The sequence below is a fragment of the Streptomyces sp. NPDC014894 genome (genome assembly GCF_043080985.1).
Taxonomy (GTDB): domain Bacteria; phylum Actinomycetota; class Actinomycetes; order Streptomycetales; family Streptomycetaceae; genus Streptomyces.
The window spans coordinates 15,602-36,880 of the sequence record NZ_JBIBWD010000012.1 but is presented as its reverse complement, the minus strand read 5'-3'; the positions used below and the strand labels follow the sequence as shown (position 1 = coordinate 36,880).

Sequence of the window (21,279 nt, the reverse complement as noted above, 5' to 3'; positions counted from 1 at the left end):
GCGGGAACGGCCTGCACGGTGCATCGGCTCCTTCGAGGGCGGCGGACCGCCCATGATCGCAAGGACCGCCGGGGATCGCGCGCCCTTAACCGGGGGGGACCGCGCGCCCTTATCCGGGGGGCCGGCCGCGCGGGACCGCCGCCCCGCGACCGCGCGCCGCCCCGCCGGAGCCGCTTCCGCCCGCCCGCCCGCGCGCCGCCCCGCCGGGACCGCCCGTCCTCTTACCCGGGTCCCACCGACTTCTCGCCCGCTTCTTACGGCAGCCTCAGACGGTTCTCATCCGGGCCCGGAACAGTCGTACCCATGACGGACCACCATGGAGCGCAGCCCCAGCAGCCCTACCAGCCGCAGGCGTACGACACGGCCTGGCCGCCCCCGCCCGAGCAGCCCCCCGAGCCGCCGCGGACGCGCCGCGCCCGGGCGCGGCGGCCGGTCGGGCTGCTGCTGGCGGTGGCGATCGTGGCCGCGACCGTCGGGGGCGGGGTGGCGACGCTGGTGGACCGGACGGGCGGGACGGAGAGCGGCTCGCCGGGCGCCGGGGTCGCGGGCACCAATGTGTCGACGACCAGCGCCGGCACGGTGGCCGGGGTCGCCGAGGCCGTCATGCCGAGCATCGCCGAGATCCGGGCGGAGGGGACCTCGGGCCGATCGACCGGCTCCGGAGTGGTCATCAGCTCCGACGGGGAGATCATCACCAACAACCACGTCGTCTCGGGCGCGCAGACCGTGTCGGTCCGCCTCAGCGACGGCGAGTCGTACACCGCCGACGTCGTGGGCACCGACCCCGGCAAGGATCTCGCCCTGCTCCAGCTGCGCGGCGCGAGCGGTCTGAAGGCCGCGGCCCTCGGGGACTCCGGGAAGCTCGCGGTGGGCGAGGAGGTCGTCGCCATCGGCTCCCCCGAGGGGCTGACCGGCACCGTCACCAGCGGGATCGTCTCCGCGCTCGACCGTGACGTCACCGTGGCGAAGGAGCCCGAGCGGCAGCAGCAGCGGCCGGACACCGGATGGCCCTTCGAGTTCGGCGGGCAGCAGTTCAACGGGGACACCGGCGACTCGACCACCACGTACAAGGCGATCCAGACCGACGCCTCGCTCAACCCCGGGAACTCAGGCGGCGCGCTGATCAATATGCGCGGGGAGATCGTCGGCATCAACTCCGCCATGTACGCGCCGAGCGCCGCGGGCGACGCCGCGGGCAGCGTCGGCCTCGGCTTCGCGATCCCCGTCGACACGGTCAAGGACGTCCTCGGCGGCCTCCGCGACGGCGACGCCTGACCCCGGCGACCGCGTGCAAGGCTGGTGGCATGACAACTCCGCGTGAAGGCGAACGCATCCTCATCGTCGACGACGAGCCCGCCGTCCTGGAGGCGCTCCGCCGCAGCCTCGCTTTCGAGGGGTACGGCACGGAGGTCGCCGTCGACGGCGTCGACGCCCTCGCGAAAGTGGAGACGTACCAGCCGGATCTGATCGTCCTCGACATCCAGATGCCCCGGATGGACGGTCTGACCGCGGCCCGGCGGATCCGCGCCACGGGCTCCACCGTGCCCGTCCTGATGCTGACCGCGCGGGACACCGTCGGCGACCGGGTCACCGGGCTGGACGCCGGGGCCGACGACTATCTCGTCAAACCGTTCGAGCTGGACGAGCTGTTCGCCCGGATCCGGGCCCTGCTGCGGCGCAGCGCGTACGCCTCGGCCGCCGGCGCGGCCACCCGGGGCGACGACGGGCACGACGTCCTGTCCTTCGGCGATCTGCGGATGGACCTGGTCACCCGCGAGGTCCACCGGGGGCAGCGCCCGGTCGAGCTGACCCGCACCGAGTTCACGCTGCTCGAACTGCTGCTGGCGCACCCCCGGCAGGTGCTCACCCGGGAGCAGATCCTCAAGTCCGTCTGGGGCTTCGACTTCGAGCCCAGCTCCAACTCCCTGGATGTGTATGTGATGTATCTGCGGCGCAAGACCGAGGCGGGCGGCGAACCCCGGCTGGTGCACACCGTGCGCGGGGTGGGCTATGTCCTGCGCGCGGGCGGCGGTGAGGGGTGACGGGCCTGGCCGGCCGGTTCCGCACACTCCCCCTGAGGTCCCGGCTCGCCCTGCTGGTGGCCACCGCCGTCGCGGTCGCCGTCGCGGCCGTGTCCGTGGTCTCCTGGCTGCTGACCCGGGCCCAGCTGTACGAAGAGCTGAACACCACCCTGCGGAACACCAGCGCACCGGTGGAGATGGTCCGGCAGGCGTACGAGAGCTGCTACAACGTGCGGCCCGCCGACAAGGACTCCCCGAACTTCGCGTACACCCAGCTGGTCACGCCCGACGGCGCGCGCTGTGTCGGTCTGTACTCCGAGCCGGTCAAGGTGCGGCCCTCGGACGTGGGCGTCGCGAACGGCACCCTGAAGAGCACCCTGCACGACAGCGTCACGGACGACGGATCGCCGGTGCGGGTGCACACCACGCTGATGCAGATCGGCCGCGGCATCGAGGTCGCGGTCTCCGTCTCCCGGCCGCTGGACGAGATCAGCACCTCGCTGAACCGTCTCGCGCTGCTGCTCAGCGGTCTCGCCGGGGTCGGCGTCATCGGCGCGGGCGCGGCCGGGCTGCTGGTCGCGCGGACCGGGCTGCGGCCGGTGGACCGGCTCACCGACACCGTGGAGCATGTGGCGCGCACGGAGGATCTGACCGTCCGCATCCCGGCCGACGGCGAGGACGAGATCGCCCGGCTGTCGCGCTCGTTCAACGCGATGACCGCCGCGCTGGCCTCCTCGCGGGACCGGCAGGCCCGGCTGATCGCGGACGCGGGCCACGAGCTGCGGACGCCGCTGACCTCGCTGCGGACCAATATCGAGCTGCTGGCACGGAGCGAGGACACCGGCCGGGCGATCCCGCCGGCGGACCGGCGGGCGCTGCTGGCCTCGGTGAAGGCGCAGATGACGGAGTTGGCGGCGCTGATCGGCGATCTTCAGGAGCTGTCCCGGCCGGACGCGGTCCGGGGCGGTCCGGTGACGGTGGTCGCGCTGCACGACATCCTGGAGACGGCGCTGGGCCGGGCCCGGCTGCGCGGCCCCGAGCTGGTCTTCTCGACCGAACTCGCGCCCTGGTACGTCCGGGCGGAGGCCGCGGTGCTGGAGCGGGCGCTGGTCAATGTGCTGGACAACGCGGTGAAGTTCTCCCCGCCGGGCGGCACGGTGGAGGTGCGGCTCCAGGGCGGCACGCTCACCGTGCGGGACCACGGTCCGGGCATCCCGGCCGACGAGCTGCCGCATGTCTTCGAGCGGTTCTGGCGCTCGCCGTCCGCGCGGTCGCTGCCGGGTTCGGGGCTCGGTCTCTCCATCGTGGCCCGCACCGTCCAGCAGTCGGGCGGCGAGATCCGTCTGGAACGCGCCACGGGCGGCGGCACGCGGGCCGTCGTCCGCCTCCCCGGAGCCTCGGTCCCGCCCCCGTCCACCCACCCCTGAGCCGGACCGGTACGGCCGCTGCGCGGGGACGCGGGGACGAACGCCGGCGGGGCGGCCGGTCCGTGGACCCGCCGCCCCGCCGCCGTACCGTACGGGGCTACTTCACGACCGTGACCCGGCCGACGGCCGGCGGGGTCAGCGGGGAGGCGGCGCTGGAGTGGGCGGCCAGGTGGCCGATGAGGACGTCGAGGTCGGACGCGCCGACGACCTTGTTGGTGTGGTCCTTCAGCACGGCGAAGCCGTCGCCGCCGCCGGAGAGGAACTCGTTCATGGCGACGCGGTAGGTCTTCGCCGGGTCGACGGGCACGCCGTCGAGCTTCACGGAGGAGGCCACGACGCGGTCCGCGCCGGTCTTCGTCCAGTCCAGGGTGTAGGTGAGGCCGCGGGAGATCTGGAGGATCTTCGGCGTCTCCAGGTTCGCGCCGCTGACCTGCTGCTGGAGCGCGGTGATCACCTGGGCGCCGGTCAGGTCGACCACGTTCATCATGTTGGTGAACGGCTGGACGGTGAACGCCTCGCCGTAGGTCACCACCCCGTCGCCCTCGGCTCCGGACGCCTTGTGCACCATGCTCGCGCGGATGCCCTTGGAGTTCATCAGGGCGAGCTGGGCCCCGCCCTTGTCGGCGGGGGCGAGCGCTTCGAGCTGGGCGTCGGCGATCAGATTGCCGAGCGGGCTCTCCTCGGTGGCCGAGGTCTCGATGTCGGCGGCGATGTGGCCGACGGGACGGTTGGCGATCGGGCCGGCCAGGGTGTTCCAGCGGTCGATCAGCCGGGTCATGTCCGGGGCCTTGGGAACGTCACGGGTGACGACGTGGTTCGCGGCCTCGACGGAGGTGCGGACGACGTCACGGGTGCGGCGGTCGTAGGTCAGCGTGGTGTCCGTGTACAGCCGGCCGGCGGACGCGGCGGAGGTCACGGTGCGCGGCTTGCCGGACGGGTCCGGGATGGTGCACGCGTACGCCTCGTGGGTGTGACCGGTGACCAGCGCGTCGACCTGCGGGCTGACGTTCTTGGCGATGTCCACGATCGGTCCGGAGATGCCGTCGCCCGCGCCGGGGCTGTCGCAGTCGTAGTTGTACGAGGTCGACGCGGGGTAGCCGCCCTCGTGCAGCAGCGCGACGATCGCCTTGACGCCCTTGCGCTCCAGGATCTTGGTGTACTTGTTGATCGCCTCGATCTCGTCGCCGAACTTCAGGCCCTTGATGCCGCCGGCGTTGACGATGTCCGGGGTGCCCTCCAGGGTCACTCCGATGAAGCCGATCTTGACGCCGTTCTTCTTCCAGATGAAGTACGGGTCCAGCAGCGGCTTGCCGGACTTCTCCTGGGTCACATTGGCGGTCAGGTACGGGAAGTCCGCGCCCTTGAACTTCTTGCCCTGCTCGTAGCAGCCCTCGGTGGGGTGACAGCCGCCGTTCTGGATCCGGGCCAGCTCCTTGGCGCCGTCGTCGAACTCGTGGTTGCCGACGGAGGAGACATCGAGGTCCAGCCGGTTCAGCGCCTCGACGGTGGGCTCGTCGTGGAAGAGACCGGAGAGCATCGGCGTCGCGCCGATCAGATCGCCCGCGGCGGCGGTGACGGAGTAGCGGTTGCCCTTGCGGGCGTCGCGCAGATGGGTGGCGAGGTACTCCACGCCGCCCGCGTCGATGGTCTTGGTGGTGCCGTCGGGGTTGGTGTGGGTGACCCGGCCGCCGGAGCCGGAGGGCGGCTGGAGGTGCCCGTGGAGGTCGTTGAAGGACAGCAGCTGCACATCCACCGTCCGGCCGTGGCCGTGGCTGCGCTCCTGCGCCTCGTGGGATCCGGCGGGCATGGCCGCGACGAGCGCGCCGACGGTGGTCAGTCCGGCGACCACGGCGAGTATCCGGCGGTTGATGGACGGGCGTCCCGTCCTGTGCGGTCTGGCTGACATCGCTCCCCTTGGTGGTTGCGCGGTGGATATGAGGGCTGCGAGCGCAGCCTAGGGTCAACGCGCGTAGCGCGACAGGGGAATGAGATGACGATCTGGTTGCCTTCGCTGTTACTTCCGGTCAAATAACGCTTTTTCGGCCAACAGCTGTCTTCGGCCATTCGGTGCCCTTCGGCGGCACGCCGGTCAACCACCCCGCCCCCCGCCGGGGTCACTTCAGGCGATGCCGGCCCGCGGCGGCCGCCGCGGTCGCACAGTCACAGGTCAGTCCGCGGACCGCCCCGGGCCCGGCAGCCGGACACCGCCGCCGCGCCGGAGCGGCACAGCGGCCGCGCACCCCGGAAACAGCCGGGGCCGAGTGAGGAGCAGGGCATGTCAGTACGGCGCAGGGCACACACCGGGACGGTCGGACTCCTGGCGGCGGCGGTGGGCCTCACCGCGTTCGCCGCGCCGGCCCGGGCGGCGACCGAGCCGCCGAAGCCGCGGCACCAGGCGACCCAGCAGGCGCTGGACGCCATCGTCGCGGGCGGCCTCCCCGGGGCGACCGGCCAGGTCCGGGACCGGCACGGCGTCTGGAAGGGCGTCTCCGGGGTCGGGAACCTCAAGACCGGCGCACCGCGCGGCGAGGACGACCGCTTCCGGGTCGCCAGCATCACCAAGACCTTCGTCGCCACCGTGCTGCTCCAGCTGGAGGCCGAGGGCAGACTCGACCTCGACGACACCGTGGAGAAGCACCTCCCCGGACTCGTCAGGGGCCAGGGGCACGACGGCAGCCGGATCACCGTGCGGCAGATGCTCAACCACACCAGCGGGATCTTCGACTTCTACGGCGACGAGGCCTACGCCCGGAAGTACATGCTCGCCGAGGGCTTTCTGAAGAACCGCTACGCCTACCGCTCGCCGGAGTCCGCGATCAAGGTCGCGATGTCCCACCCGCCCGTCTTCGCCCCGGGCACGGACTACGCGTACTCCAACACCAACTATGTGCTGGCCGGGCTGGTCATCGAGCGGGTGACCGGGGACTCGTACGAGAACCAGGTGCGGAAGCGGATCATCAAGCCGCTGAAGCTCAGGGCCACCACCGTGCCCGGGAACGACTCCTCGATGCCGGCGCCGAGCAGCCGGGGCTACTCGAAGCTGAGCTTCGACCCGGCGGCCACGAAGATCTACGACGCCACGCTCCAGAACGCCTCCCAGTCCTGGGCCGACGGCGACATCATCTCCAGCGCGGGCGACCTCAACCGCTTCTACAGCGCCCTGCTGCGCGGAAAGCTGCTCCCGAAGAAGCAGCTCAAGGCGATGAAGACCACCACCGCGCACTCGGAGCACGCCTCCGGCGGCTACGGGCTGGGCCTCGACCGGGTGAACACCAGCTGCGGCGTCGAGCTGTGGGGCCACAGCGGCGGCTGGATCGGCTCCCTCTCCAACGCGCTGACCACCGCCGACGGCCGGCACTCACTCGCGTACAACGCCAACGGGGACTGGAGCGTCGCGGGCCTGGAGGAAGTGGTGGAGGCCGAGTACTGCGGCGTCGCCCCCCGGGGCGGGGCCGCCGGGGCCCAGAGCTTCGCGCCCCTTCACCGATGACCTCCACCACCCACGACCGCATGAGGAGTACGGCATGAACGCACGGAACGCGGCGCGCACGGGCCTGGTCGGACTGGCCGCGGCGGCCGTCGCCGCCACCGCCTTCACCGTCCCCGCCCAGGCCGGGGAGCGGGACCGGACCGGGACCGCCCCCGGGCACGGCGCCACCCAGCGGGCGCTGGACGCGACGGTCGCGGCGGGGATACCCGGGGTGCTGGCCGAGTCCCGGGACGGCCGCCGCGTCTGGCGGGGAACGGCGGGCGTCGGCGACCGGGAGACCGGCGGGGAACGCGGGGCGAACGACCGCTTCCGGATCGCCAGCATCACCAAGACCTTCGTCGCCACCGTGCTGCTCCAGCTGGAGGCCGAGGGCAGGCTCGACCTCGACGACAAGGTGGAGAAGCACCTGCCCGGAGTCGTCGCGGGCAACGGCAACGACGGCGGCCGGATCACCGTACGGCAGCTGCTCAACCACACCAGCGGGATCTTCAACTACACCGCCGACCCGGAGTACGCCGCGAAGTATCTGGAGGGCGAGAGCTATCTGAAGCACCGCTACGACACCCTGCCGCCGGAGTTCCACGTCAAGGTGGCCATGTCCCACCGGCCGGACTTCGCGCCCGGGGCCCGGTTCCAGTACTCCAACACCGGCTATGTCCTGGCCGGAATGATCATCGAGAAGGTCTCGGGCGACGACTACGAGGACCAGGTGCGGAAGCGGATCATCAAGCCGCTGGGGCTGCGCGGCACCAGCCAGCCCGGCGACAGCGTCCAGATGCCGAGGCCGAGCGGCCGGGCGTACTCGACGCTCGCCCTGCCGGACTCGACCACGATCCACGACGTCACCGAGATGAACGGGTCCCAGGGCTGGGCCGACGGCGACATCATCTCCACCGCGGGCGACCTCAACCGCTTCTTCAAGGCCCTGATGCGCGGTCAGGTGCTGCCGGAGAAGCAGCTCAAGGCCATGAAGACGACCGTGCCCGCCGACGCCTTCGGCGGCCAGTACCGCTACGGCCTCGGCATCATCAGCCAGCGGACGAGCTGCGGCACCGAGCTGTGGGGCCACGGCGGCGGGATCCTGGGCTCGCTCTCGGGCGCGGTCACCACGGAGGACGGCCGGCGGCAGCTCTCGTACAACCTCAACGGCGACTGGGCCATGCCCGTCGACATCACCGACGCGGCGTTCTGCGGAACCGCCGCGGCCAAGCCCCGGCCGAAGTTCTGAGCGGCGGCCCCGGGAGGAACGTCCGACCGCACGACAGCGGGTCCGGCGGGCCGCGCGCCCGCCGGGCCCCCCGGCTCACACCAGGGTGAGGAAGCGGACCGGCCGCACCACCCACTCCAGGTGCTCGCCGTTCTGCGCGGTGTGGGCGAAGCCGACCGGCAGCCCCCGGTGCAGCGCGGCGACCGCCTGCACATCGCCGGAGAGCCCGTTGTCGCTGTGGTCGTCGAGGGCTTCGAGGATCGCGTACCGGTCGCGCGGCGACATCCGCCCGGCCCAGGCGCGGACCGAGCCGCGGAGCATCCGGATCGCCTGGCGGGGACTGTCGGGCGCGGCCAGCTCCCGCGGCTCCGGGCTCCGTTCGTTCTCGTGCTCGGCGCAGGGCCGGTGCAGCAGCAGTTCGTACCAGAGCCCCGGGCGCGTCGGCGGCCCGGCGGGACGGGCGCTCGGCCCGGTGTCATCGAGAATCGCCAGATGGGACGGTGCGAGCATGTCTCGCCTCCAGATCCGGGGGCCGCGCCGGAGAAGCCGGCCCGAGAGGGCGACGCACAGCGACCGTATCGCCACACAGCGCAAGTCGCAACAGTGGGACGTCACACCGTTGCACCGAAACACCCCGGCGCACGCCCCGCCCGTACCGCCGGAGAAAGAGACGGAGAGAGACGGGGCGAGAGGCGGGGAGAGACGGGGAGGGAGGCGGAGAGACGCGGACGGACCCGGCCCCGGTCAGACCAGGTGATCGAACTCCCCCGCCTTGACCCCGAGCAGAAACGCCCGGAGCCGGTCCACCGGCATGGTGATGACCTGCCCGGGATCCTCGCTCTCCCGCAGCTGGATCACCCCGTCGACACCGGCCACCTCGACGCAGTTCTGACTGTCGTCCGACCCCGAGAACGAGGACTTCTGCCAGTTGATCGGTCCGCTCATCGCTCCCCGACTCACCGTTCCCGAGCTATGCGCCGCAGCGTCGCACGCGACTCGTCCGGATCCAGCGCCGCCGCCCCGACCACGTCGAAGAGCACCCGATAGCGCGCGAGCAGCGCCTCCGCGTCCAGAAAACCGCTCCCGAACGCGCTGTCGAGCTGCACCGTGTCCAGCGGCGCGACCGTCGCCGCCGCATACGTCACGGAGTGCACCGAGCCGGTGATCTGCGCGTCGAAGGGGATGATCCGCAGCGTCACGCTCGGCCACTGCGAGACCTCGTGCAGGAAGTCCAGCTGCTCGCGCACCACCCCGCCCGCGCAGTACCGCATCCGCAGCGCCGCCTCGTGCACCAGCGCCTCGTACCGGGTGGGCGCGGGACGGTCGAAGACGCAGCGCCGCGCGATCCGGTGCTCCACCCGGGGGCCCACCTCGGCGAGCGGCGGCTCGGAGATCCCCCCGAGGATCAACTCCCGCGCGTACTCCCTGGTCTGGAGCAGCCCCGGAATGTGCAGCATCTCGATCTGCCGCAGCGCGGTGGCGTGGTGCTCCAGCTCGGCCAGATCCAGGAAACCGGGCGAGAGCACCCCCCGATACGCCTCCCACCAGCCCTTCGTCCGCTCCTCCGCCATCCCCGCCAGCGCGTCCACCAGATGCCGGTCGGTCGCCGAGTAGTGCGCGGCGAGCCGGCGGACGCGCTCGGCGCTCACCCCGTACCGGCCCGACTCGATATGGCTGATCTGCGCCCGCTCGCCGCCCAGGAACGCCGCCGCGGTGCTGCCCGACATGCCCGCGCGCTCGCGCAGCTTGCGCAACTCCGCCCCCAACCGCCGCTGACGGGCGGTCGGATAGCTCCTCGGCGGCATGGCGCGCCTCCCTGTGCGTGATAGCGATGTGCGCCCACACTCTGCCACGGTCCCCCACGATGAGTGCGACGCCCGTCACACGGTTGCGCCTGACCACGACCGCCGCCCGGGACGGCCGCCGCCGTAGGCTCTTCCCATGACGACTGACGCAGCGAACCCGGGACCCGGCAGGCAGATCGGCACGTACGAGGAGCTGACCGCCGAGCAGGCCGGGGCGGTCCTCGACCTGCTCGCCGAAGCCGCCGAGAACGACGGCACCCAGGCCGTCTCCGAACAGGGCCGGCTCCGGCTGCGCGGCGGCCGGCGCGACGGCGTACGGCACCTCCTGCTCACCGTCGACGGCCAGTTGGCCGGATACGCCCAGCTGGAGGACGTCGACCCGGTGGAGGCCCCCGCCGCCGAACTCGTCGTCCACCCCTCCCAGCGGGGCCGGGGCCACGGCCGGGCGCTCGGCAACGCGCTGCTCGCCGCCTCCGGCAAACGGCTCCGGGTCTGGGCCCACGGCGGCCGCTCCGCCGCCCGCCACCTCGCCCAGGTGCTGGGGCTGACCCTCTTCCGGGAGCTGCGCCAGCTGCGCCGCCCCCTCCAGCCCCTCGACATCGCCGAGCCCGTCCTGCCGCCCGGCGTCACGGTGCGCGCCTTCGTCCCCGGCCAGGACGACGCCGCCTGGCTCGCGGTGAACGCCGCCGCCTTCGCCCACCACCCCGAGCAGGGCTCGCTCACCCAGCGGGACCTGGACGACCGCAAGGCCGAGGAGTGGTTCGACCCCGAGGGGTTCTTCCTCGCCGAACGCGACGGGGAGATCATCGGCTTCCACTGGACCAAGACGCACGCCGCCGAGCGGCTCGGCGAGGTGTACGTGGTCGGCATCCGCCCCGACGCCCAGGGCGGCGGCCTCGGCAAGGCGCTCACCGCCACCGGACTGCGCCATCTGGCCGCCCGGGGGCTGCCCACCGCGATGCTCTACGTCGACGCCGACAACACGGCCGCCGTCACGGTCTACGAACGGCTCGGCTTCACCACGCACGAGGTCGATCTGATGTACCGCACGGAGTCCTGAGCGACACCGCCCGGCGCGGGGGAACCCGTACGGGCGGGCCCCTGAGCCGGGCCGCACGGGCTCCCGGGCGGCCCGGCGCCCGGGCCGCACGGCCCGGCACCGGGGCGCTGCCCAGCCGTCATCCCGACTTCACCGGCCATTCAGACAGCGCTGCGACCCTCACTCAATGCAGCCCGCCGTGCCCGCCTCCGGCCCCTCCGCCGTCAACGGAATGATCACCACCGCCCGCTCCGACGCGCCCCTCGCCCCCTTCGCGCGGAAGAATGGGCTTATGAGTCAGCAGCCCGCCGAGGCATCGGTCCAGCACCCCCAGCCGTCCGTCGGTTCCATAGCCGCGCACCGACCGCACACCGTCGCCGCCACGGTCTCCGATCTGGAGCCCGATCTCGACTCGGATCTCGACGGGTACGAGGAGGACGATCGCGGCGGCTCCGGCACCGAGCTGCCCAAGGGACGCTTCCTGGACCGCGAGCGCAGCTGGCTCGCGTTCAACGAGCGCGTCCTCGAACTGGCCGAGGACCCGGCCACCCCGCTGCTGGAGCGCGCCAACTTCCTCGCGATCTTCGCGTCCAACCTGGACGAGTTCTTCATGGTCCGGGTCGCCGGCCTCAAACGGCGCATCGCCACCGGGGTCGCCACCCGCTCCGCCTCCGGCCTCCAGCCCCGCGAGGTGCTGGACCTGATCTGGACCCGCTCGCGCGAGCTGATGGCCCGGCACGCCGCCGCCTTCCAGCAGGACGTCTCCCCCGCCCTCGCCGACGAGGGCATCCACCTCATCCGCTGGCCCGATCTCACCGAGAAGGAGCAGGCCCGCCTGTTCACCCTCTTCCGGCAGCAGATCTTCCCGGTGCTGACCCCGCTGGCCGTGGACCCCGCGCACCCCTTCCCGTACATCTCCGGCCTCTCGCTGAACCTCGCGGTCGTCGTGCGCAACCCGGTCAGCGGACACCGGCACTTCGCCCGGGTGAAGGTGCCGCCGCTGCTCTCCCGCTTCCTGGAGGCCTCCCCGCAGCGGTATGTGCCGCTGGAGGACGTCATCGCCGCCCATCTGGAGGAGCTGTTCCCCGGGATGGAGGTGCTCGCGCACCATATGTTCCGGGTGACCAGGAACGAGGACCTGGAGGTCGAGGAGGACGACGCCGAGAACCTCCTCAAGGCCCTGGAGAAGGAGCTGATGCGGCGGCGCTTCGGACCGCCGGTGCGCCTGGAGGTCGAGGAGTCGATCGACCCGTACGTCCTCGACCTGCTGGTCCGCGAGCTGAAGGTGTCCGACGCCGAGGTCTATCCGCTGCCCGGGCCGCTCGATCTGACCGGCCTCTTCGGAATCGCCGCGCTGGACCGGCCCGAGCTGAAGTTCCCCAAGTTCATCGCCGGCACCCACCGCGACCTCTCCGAGGTCGAGTCCGCGTCCGCGCCCGACATCTTCATGGCGCTGCGCGAGCGCGATGTGCTGCTGCACCACCCGTACGACTCGTTCTCCACCTCCGTACAGGCGTTCCTGGAGCAGGCCGCGGCCGACCCCGACGTACTGGCGATCAAGCAGACCCTCTACCGCACCTCCGGCGACTCCCCCATAGTCGACGCCCTGATCGACGCCGCCGAGTCCGGCAAGCAGGTCCTCGTCCTGGTCGAGATCAAGGCCCGCTTCGACGAGCAGGCCAACATCAAATGGGCCCGCAAGCTGGAGGAGGCGGGCTGCCATGTGGTGTACGGGCTCGTCGGGCTGAAGACCCACTGCAAGCTCTCCCTGGTGGTGCGCCAGGAGGGCGACACCCTGCGCCGCTACTCCCACGTCGGCACCGGCAACTACCACCCGAAGACGGCCAGGCTGTACGAGGACCTGGGGCTGCTGACCACCGATCCGCAGGTCGGCGCGGACCTCTCGGACCTCTTCAACCGGCTGTCGGGATACTCCCGGCGGGAGACCTACCGCCGGCTGCTGGTCGCCCCCAAGTCGCTCCGCGACGGTCTGATCTCCCGGATCAACAAGGAGGTCGCCCACCACCGGGCGGGCCGGCCCGCCTATGTCCGCATCAAGGTCAACTCGATGGTGGACGAGGCGATCATCGACGCCTGCTACCGGGCGTCGATGGCGGGCGTGCCCGTCGACATCTGGGTGCGCGGCATCTGCGCGATCCGCCCCGGCGTCCCCGGGCTCTCCGAGAACGTCCGGGTGCGCTCGGTCCTCGGGCGCTTCCTGGAGCACTCCCGGGTCTTCGCCTTCGGCAACGGCGGCGAGCCCGAGGTCTGGTTCGGCAGCGCCGACATGATGCACCGCAATCTCGACCGCCGGATCGAGGCGCTGGTGCGCGTCACCGACCCGGCCCACCGCGCGGCCCTCACCCGGCTGCTGGAGACCGGCATGTCCGATTCCACGTCCTCCTGGCATCTGGGCCCGGACGGCGCCTGGACCCGGCACGCGAACGACCAGGACGGTCAGCCGCTGCGCAATGTCCAGGAGATGCTCATTGACGCCCGGAGGCGAAGGCGTGCTCAATCCTGAACTCTCCCGAGTGCCCGCCCAGGCCGGGGCCCCCGCCCCGGCCGCGTCCCCGGCCCCTTCCCCGGCCGGGGACGCGCTCGCCGGATATCTGCACGCGCGGGCCGGCGAGTTCCTGCGCGGTCTGCGGCTGCACGGCGAGAGCGGTGTGGACACGGCGGGGGCGGCGGAGGCGGCCCGCGCGCTGCGGACCGCCTCCCGCCGGATCGGCGGCACACTGCACACCTTCCGGCCGCTGCTGGAGCCGGTCTGGGCGGACGGGCTCCGCGCCGAGCTGGCCTGGCTCGCCACCACGCTCGCCCAGGAGCACGCCTGCGTCTCCCGGCTGAACCGGCTGCTGGCCGCGCTCGGCCGGCTGTCGGGGGCCCCGGGGCCCGGGACAGCCGGACCGGGCGACGCCGTGACCGGGTCCGGAGCCCCGGCCGGGTCCGGAGCCCTCGCGGGGTCCGAAGCCTTTACGGGGTCAGGGGCCTCGGCCGGGTCCTCGGGCGGGTCCGGAGCCTTGACGAGGTCGGCGGCCCCGGCCGGGACCGCCGCCGCCCCCCGGGCCCGGCGGCCCGGCCCCTCCCCCGCCGCCGAGGGCGGCGCGCTCACCGTGGGAGCCGCCCGGGCCGGGGCGCTGCTGGAGCGGCAGCTGACCCTGGGCCGGACCCGCGCCCACTCCGCCGCCCTCCAGGCCCTCGGCTCCGCCCGCTTCCACGCGGTCGCCGACTCCGTCGCCCTCCTCGCCTCCGAGCTGCCGCCCGCCCCGCGCACCCGGCCCGGCGCGCCCGCCCCGGCGCACCCCCCGGCCGCCGAGACCACCGGGCGGCTGCTGCTGGAGTCGGTGGCCGCGCTCCCGCTCGCCCGCGCGGGACTCCCGTACAACGCCGAGGCCCTGGTGCACGGTCTGACCGCCAGCGCCGAGGAGGCCCAGGACGCCCCCTGGCACCGGGTCCGCCGGCTGCTGCGGCTCCACCGGTACGCCCTGGAGGTGCTCGGCCCGGAGCCGGATCCGGTGCTGGCCCGCGCCGGGCGGCTGCTGGACCGCCACCGGGACGCCGCCGAGGCGGCCGCCGCCGCCGCTGCCGCCGCCCGCACCCCGAGGATCGCCCCGGCCACCGCGTACGCGCTGGGCGTCCTCCACGCGGACCAGCGCCACGAGGTGGAGGCGGTCCGGTTCGCCTTCCAGGAGACCTGGCGGGAGACCTCCTCGGTCCGGACCGGAGCCGGACGGTGACGGCGGCCGGCGAACCGGTGCTCGCCGCCGGATGCGTGCTGTGGCGGCGCGCCGGGGACGGCGACGGCCTGGAGATCTGTCTCGTGCACCGGCCGAAGTACGACGACTGGTCGCACCCCAAGGGCAAGCTCAAGCACGGGGAGAGCGCGCTGGACGGCGCGCTGCGCGAGGTGCTGGAGGAGACCGGCTCGACCTGCGCGCCCGGGAAGGAGCTGCCCGCCGTCCGCTATCAGGTCGAGGGCCGCCCCAAGGAGGTCCGCTACTGGGCCGCCGAGGCCACCGGCGGCGTCTTCGCCCCCAACAGCGAGGTCGACCGGGTGGTCTGGCTCTCCCCCGGGCGGGCGCGGGAGCGGCTCACCCAGGAACGCGACCGCGAGCTGGTGACCGCCTTCCTCGACGGCGCGCACCCGGAGTCCGGCGGGCGCTGACCGCGCACCCCGACCGTTCCCGACCGTCCCCGGACACCGCCGGACCTCCCGCCGGACAGCCGCCCGGACCTCCGCCGGTCCGCCGTCCGGACCTCCGTCCGGACGGGAACGCGCGCACCCGGCCCGAGCGCCCCGAGCGCCTGTTCGACGCCGCCCCGCGTACCGGACAAGGGGTGTACGGTCGCGGATCATGCCCGTTCGCCACACCCCCTCCCCCGACCGCGCGCCCGCGCCCGCCGAGCGGCCGGACGCCGGAGAGCTGATACGGCCGACCCGCTGAGGCCGGGCCCGGCGCGGGCCGCCCGCCCGCCCGTACGGCCCTCCCCCGGACGGACCTCGTACGCCCCGGCCCCGCGCTCCCCGGGCGGGCCCCGTACGCCCCCGCCGGGCCCGCACCCAGCCGCCCGACACGGTTCACCTCGCGTTCACTCGCCCCCGTGGGCCGCTTCACCTGATCTGCCTAATTTCGGCCTTACGCGGTAACCGGCAGCAGGCCGGATTCCCCACCCCCCGACACACGCCGCCACCAGCGCCCGGCAACGGAGAGCGCCCCGGCGGCTTCTGGAAGGAACACCCGAAAGTGAAGCTTCAGCGCAAGAACGGGCTTCGCGCCACCGCGCTCGGCGCCCTGGCCGTCACCGGCGCCCTGGTCCTCACGGCGTGTGGTTCGGACGACAACACCGGAGGCGGCAGCGGCGGCGACGGCAAGACCAGCGCCGCTTCGAACATCGACTGCGAAGGCGCCCAGGGCAAGCTCCTCGCCTCCGGCTCCAGCGCGCAGAAGAACGCCATGGACCTGTGGGTCAAGGACTACATGGCGGCCTGCTCGGGCGTGGAGATCAACTACAAGTCCTCGTCCTCCGGTGAGGGGATCATCTCCTTCAACAAGGGCACGGTCGGCTTCGCCGGCTCCGACTCGGCGCTCAAGCCCGAAGAGGTCGCCGAGTCCAAGCAGATCTGCAAGACCGGCCAGGGCATCAACCTGCCCATGGTCGGCGGCCCGATCGCGATCGGCTACAACCTCTCCGGCGTGGACGATCTGAACCTGGACGCCGCCACCATCGCCAAGATCTTCAACGGCAAGATCAAGAAGTGGAACGACCCGGCGATCGCCAAGCTGAACGAGGGCACGCCCCTCCCGGACAAGGCGATCCAGGCCTTCCACCGCTCCGAGGACTCGGGCACCACCCAGAACCTGGGCAAGTACCTGGGAGCCACCGCCAAGGCCGACTGGCCCTACGAGGCCGAGAAGAAGTGGCCCGCCCCCGGCGGCCAGGCCGCCTCCGGCTCCTCCGGCGTCGCTGCCCAGGTCAAGCAGGTCGACGGCGCGATCGGCTACTTCGAGCTGTCCTACGCCAGCTCGCAGTCGATCCCCACGGTCAGCATCGACACCGGCGCCTCCGCCCCGGTCGAGGCCAACTCCGCGAACGCCTCCAAGGCGATCGCCGCCGCCAAGGTCAAGGGCACCGGCAAGGACCTGGCCCTGGAGCTGGACTACACGACCAAGGCCGAGGGCGCGTACCCGATCGTCCTGGTGACCTACGAGGTCGTCTGCGACACCGGCAACAAGCCGGAGACCCTGGACACGGTGAAGTCCTTCCTGGGCTACGCCGCGAGCGAGGACGGCCAGAAGGTGCTCTCCGGCGCCGGCTACGCCCCGATCCCCGCCGAGATCAACGCGAAGGTCCGCGAGACCGTCGCCGGCCTGAAGTAATCCGGGCGGGCGGGCGGGGGACCGACACTCCCCGCCCGCCGCCCCATCCGGTGCACCGCCGCCGGGGGAGTCACCCCGCTCCCCTCACCCAGACCGGAAAGACCATGGCATCCACCACACCCACTGACCTCCCGCCGGTCCCGCCGGCCCCACTGGAGAAGAGCGCCTCCACCGGGCGCGCGGGCGACAAGATCTTCCTCGGGCTGTCGCGCGGCTCGGGCATCCTGCTCCTGGTGATCATGGCGTCGATCGCCGCCTTCCTCACCTATCGCTCCGCCATCGCCATCTCGAAGGACGAGGGCAACTTCCTCACCACCTTCGACTGGAACCCGGCCGGCGACCCGCCGGTCTTCGGCATCGCGGTCCTGCTCTTCGGCACCGTCGTCAGCTCGATCGTCGCGATGGTGATCGCCGTGCCGATCGCCGTCGGCATCGCGCTGTTCATCTCGCACTACGCCCCGCGCAGACTGGCCGCCCCCCTCGCCTACGTGGTCGACCTCCTGGCGGCCGTCCCGTCGATCATCTACGGCATCTGGGGCGCGCTCTGCCTGGTGCCGTACCTCGAAGGGCTGAATCTCTGGCTCGACGAGTTCCTCGGCTGGACCTATGTCTTCGAGAAGACCGAGATCGGGGTCGCCCGCTCGCTCTTCACCGTGGGCATCCTGCTCGCGATCATGATCCTGCCGATCGTGACCAGCGTCAGCCGCGAGGTCTTCCTCCAGGTCCCGAAGATGAACGAGGAGGCCGCCCTGGCGCTCGGCGCCACCCGCTGGGAGGTCATCAAGATGTCGGTGCTGCCCTTCGGCCGCTCCGGCGTCATCTCCGCCTCGATGCTGGGCCTCGGCCGGGCGCTCGGCGAGACGATGGCCGTGGCCACGGTCCTCTCCCCGAGCTTCGTGATCTCCCTGCATCTGCTCAACCCGGGCGGCGGAACCTTCGCCCAGAACATCGCGGCGAAGTTCGACGAGGCCAATGAGCTGGGGCGCGACGCCCTGATCGCCTCCGGGCTCGTCCTCTTCGTCCTCACCCTGCTGGTCAATGGCGCGGCCCGCCTCATCATCGCCCGCCGCAAGGAGTACTCGGGGGCCAACGCATGAGCCAGACAGCCGTACAGGACCGGCCCACCCCCACCCCGCCCCCGCCGCGCTCCAGCCTCAGCAGCCGTACGCTGCCCCGCTGGGCCCCGCTGGGCTTCGCCGCCGCGGCGGTCGCGCTCGGCTGCGGACTGGGCGCGGTGGCCGGCTGGCACAGCAAGACGCAGTGGGGCCTGGTCTCCGCCCTGTTCTTCGTCCTCATCTCGTACACGGTGACCTCCGCGGTCGAGAACAAGCGGCAGGCCAAGGACCGGCTGGCGACCAGCGTGGTCTGGGTCTGCTTCATCCTCGCGATCGTGCCGCTCTTCTCGCTGATCTGGGTGACGGTCAGCCGGGGCGCGAAGGTGCTCGACGGCTACTTCCTCACCCACTCCATGGCCGGGGTGCCCGGCTTCGAGGCGGGCGGCGGCGTCTACCACGCCATCATCGGCACCCTGGAGCAGGTGGGTCTCGCCACCGTGTTCTCGGTGCCGATCGGTCTGCTGACCGCGATCTACCTGGTCGAGTACGGCCGGGGCGCGCTCGCCAAGGCCGTCACCTTCTTCGTCGACGTCATGACGGGCATCCCCTCGATCGTCGCCGGACTCTTCATCCTCTCGATCATGCTGATGTTCGAGCTGAGCCCCTCCGGCCTGATGGGCGCGCTGGCGCTGGCGATCCTGATGATCCCGGTGGTCGTCCGCTCCGCGGAGGAGATGCTCAAGCTCGTGCCGAACGAGCTGCGCGAGGCGGCGCTCGCCCTCGGGGTGCCGAAGTGGCGCACGATCCTGAAGGTGGTGATCCCGACCGCGCTCGGGGGTATCACCACAGGTGTGATGCTCGCGATCGCGCGTATCGCCGGTGAGACCGCGCCGATCATGCTGCTGGTCTTCGGCAGCCAGCTGATCAACGCCAATCCGTTCGAGGGCGCGCAGTCGTCGCTCCCGTTCTACATCTGGGAGCAGTACCGGGTCGGCAGCGAGGCGTCGTACGACCGCGCCTGGGCCGCCGCCCTGGTCCTGATCGCCTTCGTCATGCTCCTCAACCTGGTGGCCCGCGGCATCGCCCGCTGGAAAGCCCCGAAGACCGGCCGCTAGCGGCCTCCTGGAAGTGATCTGAAATGGCCAAGCGAATCGACGTCAGCGGGCTGACGGCCTACTACGGCGCCCACAAGGCGATCGAGGACATCTCGATGACGGTGGAGCCCCGCTCGGTGACGGCCTTCATCGGCCCCTCCGGCTGCGGAAAGTCCACCTTCCTGCGCACGCTCAACCGGATGCACGAGGTCACCCCCGGCGGCCGGGTCGAGGGCAAGGTGCTGCTGGACGACGAGAACCTGTACGGGTCGAACGTCGACCCGGTCGCCGTACGCCGTACGGTCGGCATGGTCTTCCAGCGGCCGAACCCGTTCCCCACCATGTCGATCTTCGACAATGTGGCGGCCGGGCTGCGGCTGAACGGCTCGTACAAGAAGAACGAGCTGGCCGACATCGTCGAGAAGTCCCTGCGGAGCGCCAACCTCTGGAACGAGGTCAAGGACCGGCTGAACAAGCCCGGCTCGGGTCTCTCCGGCGGCCAGCAGCAGCGGCTGTGCATCGCCCGCGCGATCGCGGTCGAGCCGGACGTACTGCTGATGGACGAGCCCTGCTCGGCGCTGGACCCCATCTCGACCCTGGCGATCGAGGATCTGATCGGCGAGCTGAAGGAGCGGTTCACGATCGTGATCGTGACCCACAACATGCAGCAGGCGGCCCGGGTCTCCGACCGCACCGCCTTCTTCAACCTGGCGGCGGTCGGCCAGCCCGGCAGGCTCGTCGAGATCGACGAGACCGAGCGGATCTTCGCCAATCCGTCCGTGCAGGCGACGGAGGACTACATCTCCGGCCGCTTCGGCTGATCCCGCCCCGGCCGGCCCCGGTACGCCCGGGGCCCGTCCCACGACGTCTCGCGGTGCTGCATGGCGGTGCCACCGCGAGGCGAAGGGCCCGTCCTCTCCCCTCGAGGACGGGCCCGCCCGCGTCTCCGGCCCCTGACCCGCCCGCGCGCGGCCCGGTCCGCCCGGCGCGGCACGGTCCGGTCCGGGCAGCCGCCCGAGGCCGCCGCGCGCGCGGTCGGCACGGTCGTACGGCGCCACGACGGCCGGGCGCGGCGCGGGTGGGGGCTGGGCTGGGGGGCTCAGGGGCGGAACGGCGAGCACGGGCGCGGGCGGGACACGGCAACGGCCCCGGGCCACCGGGGGACGGTGGTCTCGGGGCCGTGACGCGCCGTATCGGCAACGGCGGGGGGCGGGCCGGGGAACCGGGCCCGTTCGTCGCCCGGCCCCGGCGGCGGGCCGATCAGCCGAAGACCAGCCAGACCACTCCGTAGCTCATCGCGGCCACCGCCGCGGCCGCCGGCATGGTGATGAACCAGCCCATGACGATGTTCTTCGCGACGCCCCAGCGGACCGCGTTCACCCGCTTCGTCGCGCCCACGCCCATGATCGCCGAGGTGATCACATGGGTGGTGGAGATCGGCGCGTTGAAGAGGAACGCGGAGCCGAACATGATCGAGGCCCCCGTGGTCTCGGCCGCGAACCCCTGCGGGGGATCCAGCTCGATGATCTTGCGGCCGAGGGTCCGCATGATCCGCCAGCCGCCCGCGTACGTCCCCAGCGACAGCATCACCGCACAGGCGATCTTCACCCAGACCGGAATCTCGTCGCCCTGCTGCTCCACATCCGCGATGACCAGCGCCATCACCACGATGCCCATCGTCTTCTGCGCGTCCTGGAGACCGTGGCCGAGGGCCATCGCCGCCGCCGAGACCGTCTGCGCGATCCGGAAGCCGCGCTTGGCCTTGTGCGGATTGACCTTGCGGAACATCCACAGGATGGCGACCATCACCAGATAACCGGCGACCAGCCCGACCAGCGGCGAGACGAACATCGGGATGACGACCTTCTCCAGCACGCCCGACCAGATCACCTCCGTGCCGCCCGCCAGCGCCGCGCCGACCATCCCGCCGAACAGCGCGTGGGACGAGGACGACGGCAGACCGAAGTACCAGGTGACCAGGTTCCAGACGATCGCGCCCAGCAGCGCGGCGAAGAGGATGCCCATCCCCTTGCTGCCCTGGGGGGTGGCGATGAGGCCCTCGCTGACCGTCTTGGCCACGCCCTGTCCGAGGAACGCGCCCACGAGGTTCATCACCGCGGCCATCGCCAGCGCCGCCTTCGGCGTCAGCGCCCGGGTGGAGACCGAGGTCGCGATCGCGTTCGCGGAGTCGTGGAAGCCGTTGGTGTAGGTGAATCCGAGCGCGACACCGATGGTCACGATCAGGGCGAAGGTGTCCAC

18 protein-coding genes are annotated in these 21,279 nt (G+C 72.1%); 13 read left to right on the top strand and 5 right to left on the bottom strand.

Annotated features, from left to right (window positions below; genetic code table 11):
• Positions 1-303: 303 nt before the first annotated feature.
• From ACF089_RS26625 to ACF089_RS26615, 3 genes are read left to right on the top strand one after another with little or no spacing between them, the layout of a single operon-like run.
• Positions 304-1,275 carry a S1C family serine protease gene (locus ACF089_RS26625; protein WP_392031402.1) on the top strand — a complete coding sequence of 324 codons (972 nt, stop codon included), beginning with the start codon at positions 304-306 and terminating at the stop codon, positions 1,273-1,275.
• A gap of 29 nt (positions 1,276-1,304) precedes the next feature.
• Positions 1,305-2,042: a response regulator transcription factor gene (locus ACF089_RS26620; RefSeq protein ID WP_392031399.1), complete on the top strand. Its 738-nt coding sequence runs from the start codon at positions 1,305-1,307 to the stop codon at positions 2,040-2,042.
• Complete coding sequence (locus tag ACF089_RS26615; RefSeq protein WP_392031396.1) at positions 2,039-3,448, top strand: sensor histidine kinase; 1,410 nt, start codon at positions 2,039-2,041, stop codon at positions 3,446-3,448. The genes ACF089_RS26620 and ACF089_RS26615 overlap by 4 nt, the downstream gene beginning before the upstream one ends.
• Positions 3,449-3,545: 97 nt before the next feature.
• Here ACF089_RS26615 and ACF089_RS26610 read toward each other — a convergent pair whose 3' ends face one another.
• Positions 3,546-5,354: a bifunctional metallophosphatase/5'-nucleotidase gene (locus ACF089_RS26610; protein WP_392031393.1), complete on the bottom strand. Its 1,809-nt coding sequence runs from the start codon at positions 5,352-5,354 to the stop codon at positions 3,546-3,548.
• A gap of 369 nt (positions 5,355-5,723) precedes the next feature.
• On the opposite strand from ACF089_RS26610, the gene ACF089_RS26605 reads away from it, so the two are divergent.
• A complete protein-coding gene (locus ACF089_RS26605; protein ID WP_392031390.1) occupies positions 5,724-6,938 on the top strand; it encodes a serine hydrolase domain-containing protein in 1,215 nt (404 codons plus the stop codon).
• Positions 6,939-6,972: 34 nt separating this feature from the next.
• Positions 6,973-8,166 carry a serine hydrolase domain-containing protein gene (locus ACF089_RS26600; RefSeq protein ID WP_392031387.1) on the top strand — a complete coding sequence of 398 codons (1,194 nt, stop codon included), beginning with the start codon at positions 6,973-6,975 and terminating at the stop codon, positions 8,164-8,166.
• 75 nt (positions 8,167-8,241) lie between these two features.
• On the opposite strand, the gene ACF089_RS26595 is transcribed toward ACF089_RS26600, so the two are convergent.
• The 3 genes from ACF089_RS26595 to ACF089_RS26585 form a co-directional block, all read right to left on the bottom strand.
• A complete protein-coding gene (locus ACF089_RS26595) occupies positions 8,242-8,655 on the bottom strand; it encodes a hypothetical protein (protein ID WP_392031384.1) in 414 nt (137 codons plus the stop codon).
• A gap of 234 nt (positions 8,656-8,889) precedes the next feature.
• On the bottom strand, positions 8,890-9,090 hold the full coding sequence (locus ACF089_RS26590; protein WP_392031382.1) for a DUF397 domain-containing protein: 201 nt from the start codon (positions 9,088-9,090) through the stop codon (positions 8,890-8,892).
• An 11-nt stretch (positions 9,091-9,101) separates the two neighbouring features.
• Entirely contained in the window at positions 9,102-9,950 is an 849-nt protein-coding gene (locus ACF089_RS26585; protein WP_392031379.1) for a helix-turn-helix domain-containing protein, read from the bottom strand.
• Between the two features lie 136 nt (positions 9,951-10,086).
• On the opposite strand from ACF089_RS26585, the gene mshD reads away from it, so the two are divergent.
• The 8 genes from mshD to pstB all read left to right on the top strand — a co-directional run bounded on the left by mshD (position 10,087) and on the right by pstB (position 19,841).
• The gene (mshD, locus tag ACF089_RS26580; RefSeq protein WP_392031377.1) at positions 10,087-11,010 is read left to right on the top strand and encodes a mycothiol synthase; all 924 of its coding nucleotides are present in this window, start codon (positions 10,087-10,089) and stop codon (positions 11,008-11,010) included.
• 271 nt (positions 11,011-11,281) lie between these two features.
• Positions 11,282-13,513: an RNA degradosome polyphosphate kinase gene (locus ACF089_RS26575; protein ID WP_392031875.1), complete on the top strand. Its 2,232-nt coding sequence runs from the start codon at positions 11,282-11,284 to the stop codon at positions 13,511-13,513.
• Positions 13,479-14,729 (top strand): CHAD domain-containing protein, encoded by a 1,251-nt coding sequence (locus tag ACF089_RS26570; protein WP_392031374.1) that lies wholly within the window; start codon positions 13,479-13,481, stop codon positions 14,727-14,729. The genes ACF089_RS26575 and ACF089_RS26570 overlap by 35 nt, the downstream gene beginning before the upstream one ends.
• On the top strand, positions 14,726-15,157 hold the full coding sequence (locus ACF089_RS26565) for an NUDIX hydrolase (RefSeq protein ID WP_392031371.1): 432 nt from the start codon (positions 14,726-14,728) through the stop codon (positions 15,155-15,157). Before ACF089_RS26570 ends, ACF089_RS26565 begins: the two co-directional genes overlap by 4 nt.
• A gap of 580 nt (positions 15,158-15,737) precedes the next feature.
• Positions 15,738-16,871: a phosphate ABC transporter substrate-binding protein PstS gene (pstS, locus tag ACF089_RS26560; protein WP_392031368.1), complete on the top strand. Its 1,134-nt coding sequence runs from the start codon at positions 15,738-15,740 to the stop codon at positions 16,869-16,871.
• A 104-nt stretch (positions 16,872-16,975) separates the two neighbouring features.
• On the top strand, positions 16,976-17,968 hold the full coding sequence (gene pstC, locus ACF089_RS26555; protein ID WP_392031365.1) for a phosphate ABC transporter permease subunit PstC: 993 nt from the start codon (positions 16,976-16,978) through the stop codon (positions 17,966-17,968).
• Positions 17,965-19,041, top strand: a complete 1,077-nt coding sequence (pstA, locus tag ACF089_RS26550; protein WP_392031362.1) for a phosphate ABC transporter permease PstA — start codon at positions 17,965-17,967, stop codon at positions 19,039-19,041. The genes pstC and pstA overlap by 4 nt, the downstream gene beginning before the upstream one ends.
• 23 nt (positions 19,042-19,064) lie before the next feature.
• A complete protein-coding gene (pstB, locus tag ACF089_RS26545; protein WP_392031359.1) occupies positions 19,065-19,841 on the top strand; it encodes a phosphate ABC transporter ATP-binding protein PstB in 777 nt (258 codons plus the stop codon).
• Between the two features lie 439 nt (positions 19,842-20,280).
• On the opposite strand, the gene ACF089_RS26540 is transcribed toward pstB, so the two are convergent.
• Complete coding sequence (locus ACF089_RS26540) at positions 20,281-21,279, bottom strand: anion permease (RefSeq protein WP_392031356.1); 999 nt, start codon at positions 21,277-21,279, stop codon at positions 20,281-20,283.

Coding starts and splice junctions, on each gene's coding strand:
- ACF089_RS26625 (WP_392031402.1), top strand. CDS start 304: ATGACGGACCACCATGGAGCGCAGCCCCAGCAGCCCTACCAGCCGCAG.
- ACF089_RS26620 (WP_392031399.1), top strand. CDS start 1,305: ATGACAACTCCGCGTGAAGGCGAACGCATCCTCATCGTCGACGACGAG.
- ACF089_RS26610 (WP_392031393.1), bottom strand. CDS start 5,354: ATGTCAGCCAGACCGCACAGGACGGGACGCCCGTCCATCAACCGCCGG.
- pstC (WP_392031365.1), top strand. CDS start 16,976: ATGGCATCCACCACACCCACTGACCTCCCGCCGGTCCCGCCGGCCCCA.
- ACF089_RS26600 (WP_392031387.1), top strand. CDS start 6,973: ATGAACGCACGGAACGCGGCGCGCACGGGCCTGGTCGGACTGGCCGCG.
- ACF089_RS26575 (WP_392031875.1), top strand. CDS start 11,282: ATGAGTCAGCAGCCCGCCGAGGCATCGGTCCAGCACCCCCAGCCGTCC.
- ACF089_RS26595 (WP_392031384.1), bottom strand. CDS start 8,655: ATGCTCGCACCGTCCCATCTGGCGATTCTCGATGACACCGGGCCGAGC.
- ACF089_RS26585 (WP_392031379.1), bottom strand. CDS start 9,950: ATGCCGCCGAGGAGCTATCCGACCGCCCGTCAGCGGCGGTTGGGGGCG.
- pstA (WP_392031362.1), top strand. CDS start 17,965: ATGAGCCAGACAGCCGTACAGGACCGGCCCACCCCCACCCCGCCCCCG.
- ACF089_RS26605 (WP_392031390.1), top strand. CDS start 5,724: ATGTCAGTACGGCGCAGGGCACACACCGGGACGGTCGGACTCCTGGCG.
- pstB (WP_392031359.1), top strand. CDS start 19,065: ATGGCCAAGCGAATCGACGTCAGCGGGCTGACGGCCTACTACGGCGCC.
- mshD (WP_392031377.1), top strand. CDS start 10,087: ATGACGACTGACGCAGCGAACCCGGGACCCGGCAGGCAGATCGGCACG.
- ACF089_RS26590 (WP_392031382.1), bottom strand. CDS start 9,090: ATGAGCGGACCGATCAACTGGCAGAAGTCCTCGTTCTCGGGGTCGGAC.